General features: G+C 46.7%; 14 protein-coding genes. 7 read left to right on the top strand and 7 right to left on the bottom strand.

What is annotated here, in order from left to right; genetic code table 11:
• The first annotated feature begins 41 nt into the window (after window positions 1-41).
• The 4 genes from yajC to FO447_RS07515 are packed head-to-tail and all read left to right on the top strand — an operon-like array spanning window position 42 to window position 2,407.
• Window positions 42-356: a preprotein translocase subunit YajC gene (gene yajC / locus FO447_RS07530; RefSeq protein WP_117587171.1), complete on the top strand. Its 315-nt coding sequence runs from the start codon at window positions 42-44 to the stop codon at window positions 354-356.
• Window positions 349-1,329 (top strand): CdaR family protein, encoded by a 981-nt coding sequence (locus FO447_RS07525; RefSeq protein ID WP_200758308.1) that lies wholly within the window; start codon window positions 349-351, stop codon window positions 1,327-1,329. The genes yajC and FO447_RS07525 overlap by 8 nt, the downstream gene beginning before the upstream one ends.
• Window positions 1,330-1,373: 44 nt before the next feature.
• A complete protein-coding gene (coaE, locus tag FO447_RS07520; RefSeq protein ID WP_022121572.1) occupies window positions 1,374-1,946 on the top strand; it encodes a dephospho-CoA kinase in 573 nt (190 codons plus the stop codon).
• A gap of 11 nt (window positions 1,947-1,957) precedes the next feature.
• Window positions 1,958-2,407 (top strand): DUF5606 family protein, encoded by a 450-nt coding sequence (locus FO447_RS07515; protein WP_117692165.1) that lies wholly within the window; start codon window positions 1,958-1,960, stop codon window positions 2,405-2,407.
• A gap of 116 nt (window positions 2,408-2,523) precedes the next feature.
• Here FO447_RS07515 and FO447_RS07510 read toward each other — a convergent pair whose 3' ends face one another.
• From FO447_RS07510 to FO447_RS07485, 6 genes are all read right to left on the bottom strand, one after another.
• A complete protein-coding gene (locus FO447_RS07510; RefSeq protein WP_200758307.1) occupies window positions 2,524-3,888 on the bottom strand; it encodes an MATE family efflux transporter in 1,365 nt (454 codons plus the stop codon).
• A 312-nt stretch (window positions 3,889-4,200) separates the two neighbouring features.
• Window positions 4,201-5,154, bottom strand: coding sequence for a phage antirepressor (locus FO447_RS07505; protein ID WP_234699089.1), 954 nt, complete (start codon window positions 5,152-5,154; stop codon window positions 4,201-4,203).
• A 173-nt stretch (window positions 5,155-5,327) separates the two neighbouring features.
• Window positions 5,328-5,888 (bottom strand): DUF5675 family protein, encoded by a 561-nt coding sequence (locus tag FO447_RS07500; RefSeq protein WP_200758304.1) that lies wholly within the window; start codon window positions 5,886-5,888, stop codon window positions 5,328-5,330.
• A 14-nt stretch (window positions 5,889-5,902) separates the two neighbouring features.
• The gene (locus FO447_RS07495; RefSeq protein ID WP_200758302.1) at window positions 5,903-8,527 is read right to left on the bottom strand and encodes a hypothetical protein; all 2,625 of its coding nucleotides are present in this window, start codon (window positions 8,525-8,527) and stop codon (window positions 5,903-5,905) included.
• A gap of 281 nt (window positions 8,528-8,808) precedes the next feature.
• Complete coding sequence (locus FO447_RS07490; RefSeq protein ID WP_200758300.1) at window positions 8,809-9,204, bottom strand: hypothetical protein; 396 nt, start codon at window positions 9,202-9,204, stop codon at window positions 8,809-8,811.
• The gene (locus FO447_RS07485; RefSeq protein ID WP_022120246.1) at window positions 9,186-9,341 is read right to left on the bottom strand and encodes a hypothetical protein; all 156 of its coding nucleotides are present in this window, start codon (window positions 9,339-9,341) and stop codon (window positions 9,186-9,188) included. The genes FO447_RS07490 and FO447_RS07485 overlap by 19 nt, the downstream gene beginning before the upstream one ends.
• A 766-nt stretch (window positions 9,342-10,107) precedes the next feature.
• Between FO447_RS07485 and FO447_RS16010 the strand changes: the two genes are divergently transcribed.
• Both FO447_RS16010 and FO447_RS16005 read left to right on the top strand, forming a co-directional pair.
• A complete protein-coding gene (locus FO447_RS16010) occupies window positions 10,108-10,392 on the top strand; it encodes a hypothetical protein (RefSeq protein ID WP_228112419.1) in 285 nt (94 codons plus the stop codon).
• The gene (locus tag FO447_RS16005; RefSeq protein WP_234699088.1) at window positions 10,389-10,853 is read left to right on the top strand and encodes a hypothetical protein; all 465 of its coding nucleotides are present in this window, start codon (window positions 10,389-10,391) and stop codon (window positions 10,851-10,853) included. The genes FO447_RS16010 and FO447_RS16005 overlap by 4 nt, the downstream gene beginning before the upstream one ends.
• Before the next feature lie 40 nt (window positions 10,854-10,893).
• Here FO447_RS16005 and FO447_RS07475 read toward each other — a convergent pair whose 3' ends face one another.
• Window positions 10,894-14,949, bottom strand: coding sequence for a hybrid sensor histidine kinase/response regulator transcription factor (locus FO447_RS07475; RefSeq protein WP_234699087.1), 4,056 nt, complete (start codon window positions 14,947-14,949; stop codon window positions 10,894-10,896).
• A 287-nt stretch (window positions 14,950-15,236) separates the two neighbouring features.
• Here FO447_RS07475 and FO447_RS07470 point away from each other — a divergent pair, with 287 nt between their 5' ends.
• On the top strand, window positions 15,237-16,703 hold the full coding sequence (locus FO447_RS07470) for a hypothetical protein (protein ID WP_234699086.1): 1,467 nt from the start codon (window positions 15,237-15,239) through the stop codon (window positions 16,701-16,703).
• The last annotated feature ends 49 nt before the right edge of the window (window positions 16,704-16,752 follow it).

Genomic DNA, 16,752 nt, shown 5'->3' with positions numbered 1-16,752 from the left:
TATATAGAACATAAAATAATAATAGATAATACTTTAACGACATGACAAATTTAGTATTGCAAGCAGCTGCCGGTGGTAGCAGCATGAGTTTTCTCATCATGATGGTAGCTATCTTCGCTATCATGTGGTTCTTTATGATCCGTCCTCAGCAGAAGAAGCAGAAGGAAATCCGCAAGTTCCAGAATGCTTTGGCAGAGGGTACCAAGGTGGTTACAGGCGGCGGTGTTTACGGCACTGTTAAGCGTGTTAACCTCGAGGCTAATACCGTTGATGTTGAGATAGCTCGTGGCGTGGTAATCACTGTAGCTAAGGGCTACGTGTTTGCTGATGCAGCTAGTCAGACACCTAATGCATAGTATCAAGAGCATATTAAAAGCTGTCAGAAACTTCCTGTTCAGTGGTCTGAATAAGGAGTTTCTGATTTTTTTGTTCTTTCTCGCTCTCAGCGGCATCTTCTGGCTGATGATGACGCTCAATGAGACTACCGAGAGAGAATTCAATATTCCTGTGCAGTTAACGGGCGTGCCCCGCAATGCGGTGATAACCGGCGAACTCCCTGATACCGTGCATATTACGGTGCGCGATAAGGGATTCACACTCGTTACCTATGCTTACGGAGGCAAGATTCATCCGCTCACATTCCGGTTTGCCAATTATGCCGACGAGGAAACGGGAACGGGACAGATTCCGATGGCTGATGTGCAGAAACAGGTGGCATCCCAGCTCTATGGCTCTACCAAACTGCTCTCCATCAAGCCGGCAAAATACGATTTCTTCTTCACCTACGGCTCTTCCAAGCGAGTGCCTGTGGTGTTCAGAGGTAAGATTACAACCAGCAAGAGCTATTATCTGGCACATACCGAATTCCTGCCGTCTACGGTTACGGTTTATGCCAACAAGAAGCAGCTCGATGAGTTGGAATCGGTAGAAATCGAGCCGTTCAACATGCGCAACCTGCAGGATACCATTCATCGCAACGTACCTATCAAGAAGATACGTGGCATGAAGATTGTGCCTCAGATGGTGCGTCTGGCGGTATATCCTGATGTGCTTACCGAAGAGTCGGTCGAGGTGCCTGTTACGGCCATCAACATGCCTGATAACATGGTGCTCCGTACCTTCCCATCTAAAGTGGCGGTAAGATTCACCATCGGAGCCAGCCTCTTCAGAACCATCAAGCCGAGCCAGTTTAAGGTGGTAGTAGATTATAACGATCTGGCTAACAACCCTTCTGACAAGTGCAAACTCCAGTTGCGCAGCGTGCCGCGCTCGGTGAGCAAGGCGCATCTCGACCTGGAAACGGTAGATTATCTGCTGGAACAGCAATGATAGTTGATAATTGATAGTTTATAGTTGATAGTTTTTCTACTATGATGAAGATAGCGATAACGGGTGGTATAGGTAGCGGAAAGAGCTATGTGTGCCGGATATTGGAGAAACAGGGCATCAGGGTCTACGACTGCGATGCTGAGGCCAAGCGGCTCATGCGTACCGATGCCCGCTTGCAGGCTGGCTTGAAGAAGCTGGTGGGCGAGCAGGTTTACAGTGCAGAGGGCGTTTTGCAGAAGCCCGTGCTGGCTCAGTTTCTGCTGGCTGGCGAGGCTAACAAGCAGGCTGTCAACGATGTAGTTCATCCGGCTGTGGCGCGCGATTTCGAGCAGAGCAGCTATGAGTGGATGGAGAGTGCCATCCTCTTCGATAGCGGTTTCTACCGCCGTATCCACCTCGATTTCGTGGTCTGCGTAACGGCTCCCGTCCCGGTCCGCATCCAGCGCATCATGCAGCGTGATCATATCCCGGCAGAGAAGGCACAGCAGTGGATAGATGCCGTCATGCCGCAGGAAGAGCTTGCAGCCCGCTCCGATTTCGAAATCGTGAACGATGGCGAGCAGGATATCGATGCACAGGTAAGGAAATTATTAGATATCATTAATAATAAAGAATAATAGAAAAGACAATGGAAACAATCCTTTCAATTGCAGGCAAACCAGGCCTTTATAAATTGGTTTCAAGAGGCAACAGAAACCTCATCGTAGAAACACTCGATGAGACTCACAAGCGTATCCCAGCTTTCGCTACCGACCGCGTAACAAGCCTTGGTGACATCGCTATGTATACAGACGCTGATGAGGTGCCACTCTGGGAAGTGCTCGACAGCGTAAGCAAGAAGGAAGAGGGCAAGCCTAGCACTTTCAACTACAAGAAGGCGCCTGTTGCTGAGCTCCACGCTTATTTTGCTGAGGTTCTTCCTAACTACGATCGCGACCGTGTTCACGACAGCGATATCAAGAAGCTCCTCCAGTGGTACAACATTCTTGCTAAGTACGGCATCACCGATTTCAAGGCTACTCTCGCTCCTACAGAGGGTGAGAACGTAGATGATCGTGCTGAGCAAACTGCTGAATAAGAATCATTTATCAGAGTTAGCATATAACAATAAAAAAGGCTTCTGCAATACTTGCAGGAGCCTTTTTCGTACATTTATTTCTTTTTCAATCTTCTTTCTCTCTTTTCTTTCTTTTTTTACTTTTCTTTTTCAATCTTTTTCAGTTCCTTTTCAAATCTCCTGCGATACATTTCTCCCGCTATGGTCAGACCGAACGGGAAGGCTAACCAGATGCCCAGAATGCCCAAGCCGCAAGGGAACCCCAGGGTGTAGCCCAGAGGCAAGGAGATGACGAAATAGGCGATGAAGGCATAGAGCACCATCGGCTTCACACAGGCGATGCCACGCAGCGCATTGGCAAAGGTATACTGCAGTCCGTCGCCAAACTGATATACCATCAACAGGATAATCAGCGTAGCCACATACGCCTGCACCTCCACATTATCATTAAACCAGCCACCTATCTGATGGCGAAGCAGGAACACCGGCAAACCCATACACAGTGAGAACAGCAGGTTCAGCCGGAATCCGTCGTAGGCATTGCGGCGAACAGCCCCGTAGTCCTTCTGACCCATAAAATGGCTCACGCGGATAGCCAGCGCAGCCGCCATGCCCGAAAGCACGAGATAGAAGAGCTGCGAGAGGGTAATCATCACCTGATGAGCCGCCAGCGGAATGGTTCCCAGCCAGCCCACCATCACACAACTCAGCGTGAAGGCAGCCGATTCCATGCCCAGCTGCAGCGCCACAGGCCAGCCCAACCGGTTCATCTCCTTAAAATCAGCCTTGGTCAGAGAACTGTGCAGAATATCGCGTCTGTATTCCCCGAAATTCTTGCCCGTCATCAGCATGCCCACCATCGCCAGCGCCATCAGAATACGGCTCACCAGCGTCGAAATACCGGCTCCCAGCAAACCCAGTTCCGGGAACCCCGCCACACCGTAAATCAGTACCCAGTTGCCCAGGATATTGATTACGTTGCCGCCAATCATCGCCCACATCGCCACCTTGGTCTGTCCGAGTCCGTCAAGAAATTGCTTCATCGTGAAGAAGATGCCCATGAAGAGCACCGAGGCGAGGTTTACCAGAAAGTAAGGACGGATGAGCGAGAGCAGTTCTTCAGGCTGTCCGATGTGCCCCAGATTCAGGTAGAGCACAATGAGGGCGAGGGTGAAGATGATGCCCGTCAGCATGTTGGCACAGAAGGCGTTGCGCACTTTCTGTCCGATGCAGTCAGTCCGTTCCTCGCCGTAGAGCCGTCCGATGATAGGAGTGAGTCCGTAGGTGAATCCCATATAGGATACGAAAACGAGACCGAAGATATTGTTCACCAGTCCGGCAGCCGCCAGTTCGGGTGTACTGTGATGGCCTATCATCAGCGTATCAGCAAATCCCAGGATGATGGTACCCAGCTGTCCGATGATGATAGGAATGCCGATAGCCAGCAGTTCCCGGTAGTGATGTTTCCTGTTCGTCGTTATTGATGTTGTATGATTATTCATATTTGCTTTTAATTACTAATCTATTTCCTTTATTCTGCTTAAGAGCATGCAAAGTTACGGCTTTATTCACTAACTACCAAATTTTAAAAGGTAAAAAAGTAAAAAAGTAAAAAGGTAAAAAGAGCCTAGCGGGGGTAAGCTAGCTAGGGGGGATTTAAAGGTAAAAAGGTAAAAGGGTAAAAAGGTAAAAAAGAGCCTAGCGGGGGCAAGCTAGCTAGGGGGCTCTTTTTACCTTTTTTAGGGGACCAGCGATAGAATCGCTGGGAACGGGGACAGGAAGGGGTTAAAGCTTCTTTTTACTTTTTTACCTTTTTACTTTTTTACCTTTAAAAGATGTATGAACTTCCTTCCTCTTTCTGTCCATACGAGGTAGGTGTGGGTATAGGCGGTGCCCAGTTTCTCCTGTACCCCATCGCAGTGAGGGTCGGGGTGGGTAGAGTAGCGGGTGCGGCTCTTCGCCAGTCCCATGTGGGCATAATCAGCATAGAGCAGATACTGGCCGCTCTGGTAGTACTGGATATGAAGGGCACAGAGCTGGCGGTTCAACTCCTGTGCCGTGATACCCAGTTCCTTCGCAATCTGCGTGGTGGTATAGCAGGAAACTGAGTTGAGCACATTGTCGGTGTAGAGCGCCTTCGGCAGAAGATGATCCACCTGATTCTCCAACTGGATGATGTTCTCACCGTTCTTGGCGATGCAAACCACCTGTTCGTCCACCACACCGTTCAGCCGACGAATCTCCGTATCCTGTTCTCCGATGAGTTTCTTCTGCTGATCAATCTGCACCTGCTGGTTTTTCAGCAGATTCTCCTTCTCCTTGAGTGTAGCTCTGAGAATCTCTTCAGCATGCCGAATCGTCTCCTCATCACTCTCGCCCTGCTGTACCGGAATATAACCGCCCGTCTTGCGAATCTGTGGCAGCACCTCGGAAGTAACCCAGTTTTTGAACTTCACCGCCGTAGGAAGCTTAGAGCCGAGTACCAAAGCATAGAATCCGCTCTCGTTGACGAAGAGCATCTGCTGTAGTCGTTTTGCAGCAACTCCATCCTTCTTTTTGCCAGTCACTACCCATACATCGCGTTTCGCGATGTATGGGTCATCAACATGTCGCTGAATGGCAGCCCACAGGTTCTTATACCCCAGCGCATTGCAGACATCTTTCGCGCAGAACAAAGGTTCCCCGTTTTCATCTATCTGAGTAAGAATCTTACCGAATTCAGGGTTTTCAAACACGACAGCATTACCCGCTGTCTTTTCATTCTTCATCTCTTCCTTTTTTGTTTTATAATTTTTTTCCATGATATAAAAATGTTTAATTATTAATGTTGAATGTTGAATGTTAAATTGAATGTTGAGTGTTGAATGTTGAATGTTGATTTTTTGCCTAACGGACTCAAGGGCGCTAGCCTAATTCAACATTCAACACTCAACATTCAACATTACAAAATCGTAATCCAAATGCTCTCATCCCTGTCTCTCGCAGCGGTAATGGCATTGATGAGCCGGTGGAGCCAGATGCGGGAGTTCACAACCATGCCTTTTACACGGTTCTCACCCACCAGGATGCAGCCCTGCGTATCATCGGGATAATTGCCGGCATGAATGCGGATGCCCTCAAAATTGGGGACACCCAGCAGCAGCGGCAACCACATCTTAAAACTCGGCGACTTACTGATCACCACCGGATAAGTGCCCTCAGGTATCGCCGTCGTGCCCTTCATCTTCTGCGCCTTCTTGCCCGATACACGCCCCAACCGCACATTCTCCTCGGCAGGACTTAGCTCCACACCCAGAAGGTTGCGCCAGCACGGCTCCATCGTATCACAGAAATACGAGTCCGCATTCAGTTTCTCCGCAGGCACCTCGCACACCGTCTTCAGCCCCCTGCACTTGTTCACACTCTCAATCGTGCGCTTCTTTACATCCTCATCCTTCAGGATGTAAAGGCGACCTATCGTGTAGGTCTTCTTCTTCGCTATACGTTTTAAAACTATCTGCATAAGTCAAAATAAATTTAAGATTTAATAACCATACCGTCGTGGCGGTACTTAAGCTTCTCAAAACTGTCACAACTGTCACAACTGTCACGCTTGCCCGTATACTGATACGCCCGCCTGATGTAATTCCGGTGCAGCCACTGCCTGATCATCATGTCGGTACCCTTCGCATCCAGTCCATGCTCCAGACGGATGGCAAGCAACTGCGCAGCCGTAAAGTTATCGGGCAGTATCTGTAAAAGATTCTGAGGCCCACGCTTCGAACTCCTCTCCGCCGTATAGTTCTCCTTCGCAATCATGTCGCCGAAGAACCGCATCTTGCAGTACAGGTCATACTGCTCGCTCCAGCGGATAAACTCGTCAATCTCCGGCTCCCACTTGCAACCATTGGCTACATACAGCACACACGCCTTCAGATAAGCGATGACATTGGCACGGAACGAGAGATTCTCAAACGTCCTGTCCTGCGACAGCCGGGCAAACTCAGCATTCTCATCCTTCAGTTTGAGGGCAAGCTGAAACGCCTCCTTACACTCAATCAAGCCCGTTACTTTGTTCAGATTTTCGATGTAAGGCCTGAGCGCCTCACGGTACGATTCATCATAAGTTCCGTAAACAGGCATATCTTCGCCGATTTCCCTTTCGGGGATGGTACAGAAGTTGATACGGCTGATAGGACCATCGGTAAGAACCTTAGAGAAGTAACGCTGCCCCTTCTGGATGGTGGTAGATGCATTCCAGTTGAACCGGATGGTAACACGCTCCGTAACACTCATCGTTCCTACGCGAGTTTGTCCATATTTATTACCCGGGTCGGCTGCCAGACACATGATGCGGAACTGCTGACTTCCGCTACCCTTGAGCGCATCAAACTGGTCTAGCTCATTGAGCGAAGTATAGAGGAAATGTTCCTGCGCTTCGGCCGTTCTCATCACGAAAGCCGGGTTTGTCATATCCGCATCAATCTCCTGGATAATCAGGTTTTCAGGTCTCTTGCGCTTATCCTTGTTGGCACCCTTGCGCAGCATCTCATCCTTCCACGCCTTTTCGCGCTTCAGGTTTTCAGCATCCCTCAGCCTGATATCCTCCATAATGAAATCGATAGGCCTGTTCACGCTGCTCTTACCCGCTCCGGTACCCGCAAGCAGCAGCGTCATCAGTCTCGCCTCGTGCTCCACGTTGTCAATATACCGGAACCTCGTCTTCCAGAGATGCGTAGCCAGCGGCGGGAAGATAGCGTGCGCCACAGCCGGCTTATAAATTTCCGGCGTCCTCGATATCAGCAGCTCCACCAGCTTCGGCAGTTTCTTCGGCATCTCCGGCGGGTCAGGATAATCCTCATCAGCCCTATTACCTGTTAACTGTAAACTATTAACTTGTTGATTACCCCTATCAACTGTTAACTGTAAATTATTAACTTGCTCAGCCCTATTAACTTTCAACTGTAAACTGTTAACTTGCTGGCTGGCCTTCTGCTCCGCAAGCGCATTCACCCTCATCACTTCCCTCGACATCGGCTTCGTATTGTCAGCATATTTCGCATAGAAGTCATGAATCAGCTGATGGCAGTCGTTCTCCTGATAGTAGCTCGGCATTTTCACCCTCACCACCTTCATCAGTTCCTCTTCCTCCATCACCCTCGAAGCACCGGCGCTCATGATAGCCAGCAGCGAGGAGTGTCTCGACCCCACGGTATCAATCTCCATGCCCCCGAGTCCGGCAGCCTGCGTAAAGAGGTCAAACGCAATCAGGTTCTTCTCCCTGGCTCCCAGTCCGCCAGCATCCTGATTGCCTCCAGAATCCCCGATATGAGGAGCATCAGCACCATGGCTATTACCAGGTTGGGCAGGCTGAACAGCAGAGCCAGCAGAAACAGCAGGATTGCCGTCGTTGCCCGATAGTCTATTATTTTCAACATTGTCATTACTATTGCTATTAACTTTAAACTGTAAACTATTAACTTTTGCATCTCCTCTTCCGTCCACGGTCAGTCCGCGGTCCAGATACGCCTGCCTTCGCATCAGAATCTCCTTCTCGCTCAGCACGGCGCACCACATCTTCGACCTGTAGATTTCCGAGTCCTTATCCGTGAGATAAATCATTCTCTCGGGTGTGATGCAGCTCTCGTCATACGGCACCCCCAGCGCCTCGCAATACGCCTTCTGCGTCTCCTCGATGGTCATTCCCACCGGCAGTCTGATACCGATGTGCAGTTTCTTCCGGGCACTGTAGCAGAGGTGCAGCAGCGAGCCGTTCCAGATGCTGTCAGAGCAGTTCAGCTCCCTTGCCTTCTCGATAGCCTTGTCTACATACTCCCTGTCATCCACGTCGATGATAGTCTGGAACATGAAGCTCTCAGGCTGGGCATTCTCCTGTCTGCGCACATTGTTCTTGAAAATGCCGTAGTGGGGACAGAAGAAAGGCAGTTCGCTCTTCAGCCTGTCCTGCGCCTTCTTCACCGCCTTCTCATCGTTGGCATTCACCTTCGGGATAGGCAGTTCGCCCCTAATCTGCTGAATCATCTTCCTGATTTCCGGCGATGCAATCACCTTGTCATACACCGCCAGACTGTTGGAAAACACCTTCCCCTTATTGCCCTTGCGGTAAGGGTTCAGTGCAATTACATGTTGTGTTTCTGTCATGTTATTTCGTTAATAAAAGATTGGTTTGTGGGGTAATGCCCTCTTCCGTTTTCACTACTCTCAGTCGTCTGTAAGGAGGAGGACTGAACACATACGCTTTCACTTCCATCATTTTAAATAATTTAGAAGATTGGAGGCTCCCACCATGGTTGATGTGCAGATACACAAAAGCCCCCGAAACTCAGACCGCATTGGTTCTGAATTCCGGGGGCAAAGGTAAGGCAAATTTCTCGCTTCTACCTAGTACGTACTATGTACGCGTACTAGTACTACCTGCCAGATTAACCTCTGATAGCAGGCATCACTTTTTCGAGGAAGGCAGTCGTTTTCTTCTGATCCATTCCTCGGTTGCAGGCGGCTCTCATCGAGTTCGGATTAGGACCCCAATAATTGCCGAATACGCTCCATATATTCTTGATTTCCAACTCTATACCTATCTGGTTGGCAAGGATGGCAGCTTCGGATGAAGACAGTCCTGATGGCATGAAATTTTCGGTTACCAAGCCTATCTCTATCAGGTTGTTCTTTATCCTCTGAGCCTTTTCCGTTTTCAGCTCTTCCGGCATCTCAGCATTTCTGCATGAGTTTTGCTCACAGGCATTGCTGCCATAATAGTTTTCCACATGCTCGAAGTACGAGCTACCAGCGTTCATGATGATCATTCTTTGTCCAGACATTTCTCATCCTCCTTTCCCTGATAGTTGTTCATGTGTTCGATATACTGACCGCCATTCATCTGTATGGTATTGTTGATAACGATGGTAAAGTGCTTTATTACGAAGCGAATAAATTTCCTATAAAAAAAAAGTTTCATCTTCTTTTATTGTTTTTATGTTGATTGTTAACTGTTTCCTCCTCATTTTAGTAGAGAGACGTGTGTTTGCGCTAACGTTTTTAGCGTAAGCCGCTGGAGAACTGCCGAGCGCCTACTATCCGTAAGGTGTGGGGGCGGGTAGGGTTGTGTTTACTTTCTGGTTGTTGATATGGCATTAAGTTGATACTTGGTCGCAGATACCTGGCATCTCGACCGATTGTTTGTAATTATAGCATACCACAGCTCGCTTAGGAGTTCTCCTAAGCTTCCGAAACACCTTTTCTTCATAAAGTCGAGGTGATTGCTGTTAATATGCTTCATTTTTTTCATAATTTCAAAATTTCGTGCAAAGGTAATAAAAAACATTCAAATAACCAAATAAAAATTGAGCGTTATGACGCTCACTTTAATTTAATGTTTATTATAATACGTGTGATGTTTTTAACAGATTAAACGCCATTCTCCCTCACGCATCCCTGCAATTCCTTTCACGCCCCCTGCAATTTCCCTCACGCCCTGAAAGGGCAGAAGCTCCTAGCCCAGGGCATTCGCCCTGGGTATTCATGTCCCCACGCCTGGCGCCCTGTAGGGGCAAAAGCTTTGTATGGCGACCCGAATATGATACAATACAGCGTTAAATTAACATTTAATCGTCTGTAAATCAATAACTTATATTAAGAAATACTTATGAAAACTTAACTATAAAAAGTTGGTCAAGTCACTGATTTTTCAGTAACTTTGCAAATCACGACAAACGCAAAATTATATGAATACAGGACTTGACCAATATATGGATATCTTTAAAGATGCAGTTGAAGATTCGGCTGCAAAGTTAACAAAAAGTTTCGAGAAAATACTCATCGAGGTGATAATTTTGTTCATGGTAATACCAAGAAAGATAAATTTCACCCAAATGGGGAGGTATGGCTCGCATGTTGAGCAAACCTATCGCAACGCATTCGGCTTAAAAAAGTCGAAAAGCATTGACTGGCTCAAACTTAATGTCTCACTTGCCAAGCGCTTCTTTGGTAAACAGGGAAGATGGAGATGAAAGATATAGAAGGAACAGCTTATACTTTGATAGCCTATTCCAAGGCACTCAGGTGTAAAGTTAGACTTGTCATCTGGCAGATGCCGAATGGCAAGAAGAAACTATTCTTCTCTACAGACCCCTTACTTTCGGGTGAAGAGGTACTTCTTTATTATAGAACCAGGTTCCATATCGAATTTTGCTTTCGTGACGCCAAAGGCTATACTGGTCTTATGGACTACCAGGCTCGCGATAAGTGGAAACTCGATTTTGCTTTCAATGCTTCATTCACATCACTAAATGTTGCCAAGGTAACTATGAAGGAGCTGGGAATGGAATATTCTATGTCTTCATTCAAGTCACTGATGACCAACATTTATCTGGTGAAACGAATTTTTAAAGCAAGCGGGTACACCCCGAACCGAACTTTAATTAGCAAGATTTTCAAAGATCTCTCGTGCTTACAGCGTATAGCTGCTTAGCACATTATTGAATTATTAACGAACTATTGCTATACCAATATTACATTTTCTGCAATTTCTTGAGATATTCAGAAGGAATCTCCCCATATTCAGCCTTGAAACACCGGCGGAAATAAGCCACGCTATTCATACCTACCATAAAGGAGATCTCACTGATGCTATACTTACCCTCCAGAAGCAAATGCTCGGCATACTGCATCTTATACTTGCGGATATATTCGTTGGTAGATATACCCGTGAGCGCCTTCATCTTGCGATAGAGCGTACTGGTACTTACCGCCAAGTTACTGGCAATCAAGTTAACATCCACATCACCACTGATATTCTCTTCTATCAGCTTATTCAACTTGTCAAAGAATTCCTGATCTACCTTATTGAGCGATTCCCTCAACTGCTCTTTCTTCTGTGCCAAATTGGTTTCCTTCGATTCCTGTATCAGCATCTTGTCACGCCGACGCTGCTGCAAGAGGTTAAGGATTCGGCTACGCAAGAGCGAATGCGTGAAAGGTTTGGTGATATACGAATCGGCACCCGAGTCATAGCCCTTCTCCTTGGCTTCGAAAGAATCCTTCGCCGTAAGAAGAATGATAGGAATATGACTCGTGCGTATATCTTTCTTCAAGGCCCTGCACATGGCATTGCCATCCATATTTGGCATCATGACATCTGAAATGATTACATCAGGCACCTTATTCAATGCCAAAGCCAATCCTTCCCGACCATCACCAGCCTTCAACACATCAAACTCGTCAATAAACGATTCTGCCACATAGTCGAGTATCTCCCTATTGTCCTCTACCACGAGGAGCAACGGCTTGCCATTCTCCACACTGAGCACAGCTTCCTCCAAATTGAGGACACCAGATGCAGCATCATTACCCTGCAATTTAGCAGAAGCATTCTCATCACCTCGCAAGGCATCGGGATAAATTTCATTCTCATCCAGAGTGACGATGAAACTGGTACCCTGCTCCAGATTGCTTTCTACCTTCACCTCACCATGATGCAGGGTCACTAACTTCTTGACCAGCGAGAGACCAATACCTGTGCCGGAAGCCTGATGGGTTCCATTCTCCTGATAATAACGATCGAAAATATGCGGCAATGCCTTTGCAGAGATGCCATGGCCCGTATCACTCACCGTGATATCCACCAAATGATGTTCCCCGCTGCGACGACGCTCCACACTGATATCAATATTACCCTGATCGGTATATTTGATAGCATTCGATACCAGATTATCCAAGATAATGGCGATGACCTCCTTGTCGATATACATCATGATCGGATTCTCTGGAGCCACAAACTTAATGGCGACGTCAGGCTTCTGTGCCAATTCCTCGTACTTCAAAGAAACCTCATGCACGGCATCCACCACGTTTGCCTTCACCACACGAAGCTGACGGTTATCGGTCTCCGTCTTTCTGAATTCCAATATCTGCGTAATCAGTTCGTTCAATCTCACCGCACTCTGATGTATCACCGCCAGCTTATGCTTCACGGCCTTCGTAATATCCGACGAATGCGAGATGTCATCGAGCGGACCGAGAATCAGCGTAAGTGGCGTGCGAAGTTCGTGAGTGATATTGGTAAAGAAGCGCAGGCGTTCCTCGTTAAGTTTCTGTTCCTTCTCATGGTGCACCTTTTCTGCTTTCAACTCGAATTTCAAGCGGAGATGACGCTGATATATTCTCAAAGCCAGATACACTATCGCCAAAACGAATAAGGTATAGCACAACTTAGCCCACCATGAAAGCCAGAACGGAGGCCGAACGATGATGGTAAACTCGGCTATTTCAGAAGACCATGGCTGGTTATGAAAGCGAGCTCGTACCTGCAACTGATAGGTTCCTGGTGGAATATCGCGTAAAGTAATCGTTCCATACTGAGCAGTAATCCAATCATTCTGCAAACCAGAGAGCATATAGCTATACTCCACATGGTTCTCCATGGCAAAGTTCCGTACGGTAAAATTTACCGCAAAGGAATTTTCATCATACGCCAACGAGATATGGTTGCGTATGGCAAGATTGATGACACTATCAGTTTGCTCTATACCACGAATCAGCCGCAACGAAGTAATTATCGGTTCAGGAGCCCGACTGACAGACAAGACTTGTCTTGGCTGGAAACAGCATAATCCCTGAGCCGAACCAAAATAGATAATACCCTGTTCGGAACGAGCCACACTACCATCGTTGAAATTAGCCTTAACGACATTATCTTTCTCATTAAAATTGATAAACCTACCAGCTTTTCCTGCCTTTAAGCAACTGATACCACGATTGGTGCTCATCCAGATGTTGTGCATCTCATCTTCTATAATGGCACGCACATGGATATTGCTCATTCCCTGTCTCTGGTCATAAATCACGTGTCTATCCTGATGCTTTACATCAAAGCAGATGGCTCCCTCGTTGGTAGCTGCCCAAATACGACCTTGGGAATCACGCATCAGATGATTCACCGCATTGGAAGGAATATATTCCTTTTCACCCTTAGTTGAATTAAACGACTTGATCCGCTTCATTTGAGGCGAAAACACCTCAATGCCAATGCCGAAATAGCCCACCCAGACTCTATGCTGTGCATCCATACAGATGGCACGTACCATATCATTGCCAAGATGATAATTATTTACCACCTTCATCCGCTTGATATCAACCACATAGATGCCATGAGCGGTACCTATCCACATCTGCTGCTTGTCATCTTCATAGAAACATCTGACATCTTCATGCGCATCTGGCGAAACCTTGCGGAAACCTCCACCCGCCATCTTTACGGTAGCACCCTGATAGAAAGATCCAAACCACAAATTACCATTGCTATCTCGAGTTGCAGCTGTCACGATACTGCCACCTTCATGTTCATAGGTAGCCAATCGTTTTCTTTCTGGCGAGAAGACATTCAGTCCTTTACCATCAGTACCTACCCATAGCTGCCCATTCTTATCGAAAACCAATCCCATCACAGATTTCTCCGTAAGTCGTTGCAGCTGATCAGGAACACCAGCCCGGATGGTACTGAATGACGCAACAGATTGAGTCAGGAAATTGATGCCGCTACCATAAAATCCTGCCCATACATTATTATATTTATCTAGCAATAGGCTTCGCACACTATTACCCGTAAGATTAAAATCTTCCAACCCCTCGCTGATGAAAGAACATGGAATCTGAGTACTTGCAGTAAATGATTTGTTGGCAACATCCAATACAGCTATACCCATCTGCTCGGTTGCTACAAGCATATTACCATTCGGCAATTCACAGAAATCAAAAATACGATGATTCTTGATGGTTTGATCTGCCACATGCAGAAATCGCTGGCTAAGTGGGTCGTAAATATCTATACCCATATTAGTACCGATCCATATCGTTCCTTTTTTGTCGCGATACAGACAAATCACCTCATTACCCGAAATAGAGTAGATGTCTTGGGCGTTGTGCTTAAAATTCCGGGCAGTTAAATGTTGGGTATCTATGATGGATAATCCACTCTTGACATGTCCCACCAAAAGATTGCCATTTCCCAAATCGAGCACACACCACAATTGGTTATCAGGCAAACCTTGCACTCTATCTTTATCAAAATGCACAAACCTGCCGGTTTCGGGATCAAACAGTTCTACACCTTTCCAATAGGTGGTAATCCAGAGTTTACCATTGGCAGAGGGGGTGATATGCGTAATATCATTCGTTGCAATGCTGGAAGGATTCTTGCCGTCATGCTTATAGCTATGCCATTCTTCTGTTTGATAGTTAAAGGAATTGAGACCATCATTCTTGGTTCCAATCCAGACTACAGGTTCCTTGGCATCATCAATCACACAGTTCAATTCACTGCTGGAGATGCCCTTTCTGTCTCTTTGCTTGTAATAAGTAAAGAAGCTATTACCATCAAACCGATTCAAGCCTTCTTCGGTAGCAAACCAAAGAAAGCCATATTTATCTTGCGCTATGCTTACAACATAATTGCACGATAAGCCCTGCTCCAAATCCAATGGTCTGACTTGATACTTCTGAGCCAAGGCAACAATATGCCCCATCAAACAGATGAAGACCACCCAAAGTGTCTTTTTTATTTCTATCATATTCATCGAAGGTATATGGTTTTTAATTTTCAATTTGCTGCAAAATTAGCAAAAAGCTCCTTAAATCAGGCAAGAAACAAGCTAAAAAACATCAAAAACAGCGGCACAAATCTTTCAGTGCACGATTTATACCCCCATTTGAATGATTTTTCTCCATTGATTCTCAATAATCGCCGTACATTTGCAACCGAATAAACAACACGAAAGTTGTTCAACTAACGCAAAGTTACTCAACTAACGCATAATAAACAAAACAACAAAATATAAAGAACTAAAAAGAATGTCTTATGGCACATCAACCATTTAATCTAAAGAATGCCCTTTTATGGGCTGCAATTGCTTTGGGTGGATTCACATTCCAGGCATGCAGTAGCGATGATGATTATCCTACAGTGGATGGTCAGAATCCAACGATTTCATTAACATCAGACCTGATTCATGCCGAACCAGGACGTACCTTCAACATCACAGGTAAGATTAGCGATGCCGACGGTATCAAGTCTATCCGACTCAAGAACGAGGGAATGCTCCTCGACAAGACCATCAACCTGCTCGACATCTACAAAGATTCCCTGCTCCATGAGTATAATCTCGACTATGCTTATACTCCTGCAGACGACTGGACCGACAACTCCAGCTTCCCATTGGAAGTGACCGTTGAAGACGTGGTGGGAAAAGTATCAACAGCCAACATCACCATCAAGGGTGACGGCGACTTTACCTTCCCGGTATTCACAGTAGCACCATCTAATAAGGTGAACGTGATGAAGGAAGACCCAACATTCCTGCTCAATGTTGCCGTATCCGACAACAAGTCGTTGAAGAAGTTGGTCATTGATATTCCTGGCATCAACAAGCACGACGAGGTAACACTCTCTGGTACCGAGTACGAATACAGCGAGGAATATACATTCCCATCAGAAGATGCCGATTACGAGATGAGCATCAAGGTGTATGACAGTATGGACAACATGACCGAGCAGAAGAGCACCATCATCGTCAGCGACTTGGTTGACTTTGAGAAGATGTATCTTGCAGATGTCAACTCTGCAGCAGAACTGACAAGCGATGTTTATGGTGTACCAATGCTGGTTGATCACGTGGGCGAATTCCAGTATCGTGCCCGCTACTACAACCAGAAGCCAGGCACAGGCATACGCTTCATTCCACAGAAGACCGATTTCGTTCCTCTCTGCTTCGGTGTTGACGAGAAGACAGGTTTGCTCACCCGCAAGGCTAGCGATGCAAAGCCTATCATCTTGGAAAAGGTGGGTTACTACGAAATCAACTTCAATATCATCACAGGTGAATACAAGGTAGAGGAATATACTCCTACAACCAAGAAGATGACCCTCAACGGTTCTACCACGATTGACTTCAACGACGGTTCTGGCGCACAGCCTGCACAGATTTGTCTAGCAGGTAAGGGTTACTTGCCAGAGGGAGCCGGCGAATGGACAACCAATCAGAACGCAGGTGCATTCATCTTGAATCAGGACGAGAACAACCCATATCGCCTCTATCGCGAAATGAACCTCAAGGCAGGTGATGAAATCGAATTCACCATCAGCCAGACTCACTGGTGGGGTTGGTGGCCAGAGCCTTACTGGCGCTTCGATGGTTCCGATGAGAACGAGGCCAACAAGCTCAACGGCGGTGACAACATGAAGAAGGTAAAGGTTCCTGCTACAGGAAAGTATCTCTTCGAGTTCGACTACGCTCTCTTGCGTTCTCGCATCATCCCTATCAAATAGTATAACACGTGTGAAAGAACAGTCATCTAGAATATTAGAAACATTGTAA

The sequence above is a fragment of the Segatella copri genome, assembly GCF_015074785.1.
GTDB lineage: Bacteria > Bacteroidota > Bacteroidia > Bacteroidales > Bacteroidaceae > Prevotella.
The sequence above is the reverse complement of the archived record's forward strand: the minus strand, read 5'-3'. Positions and strand labels throughout refer to the sequence as shown.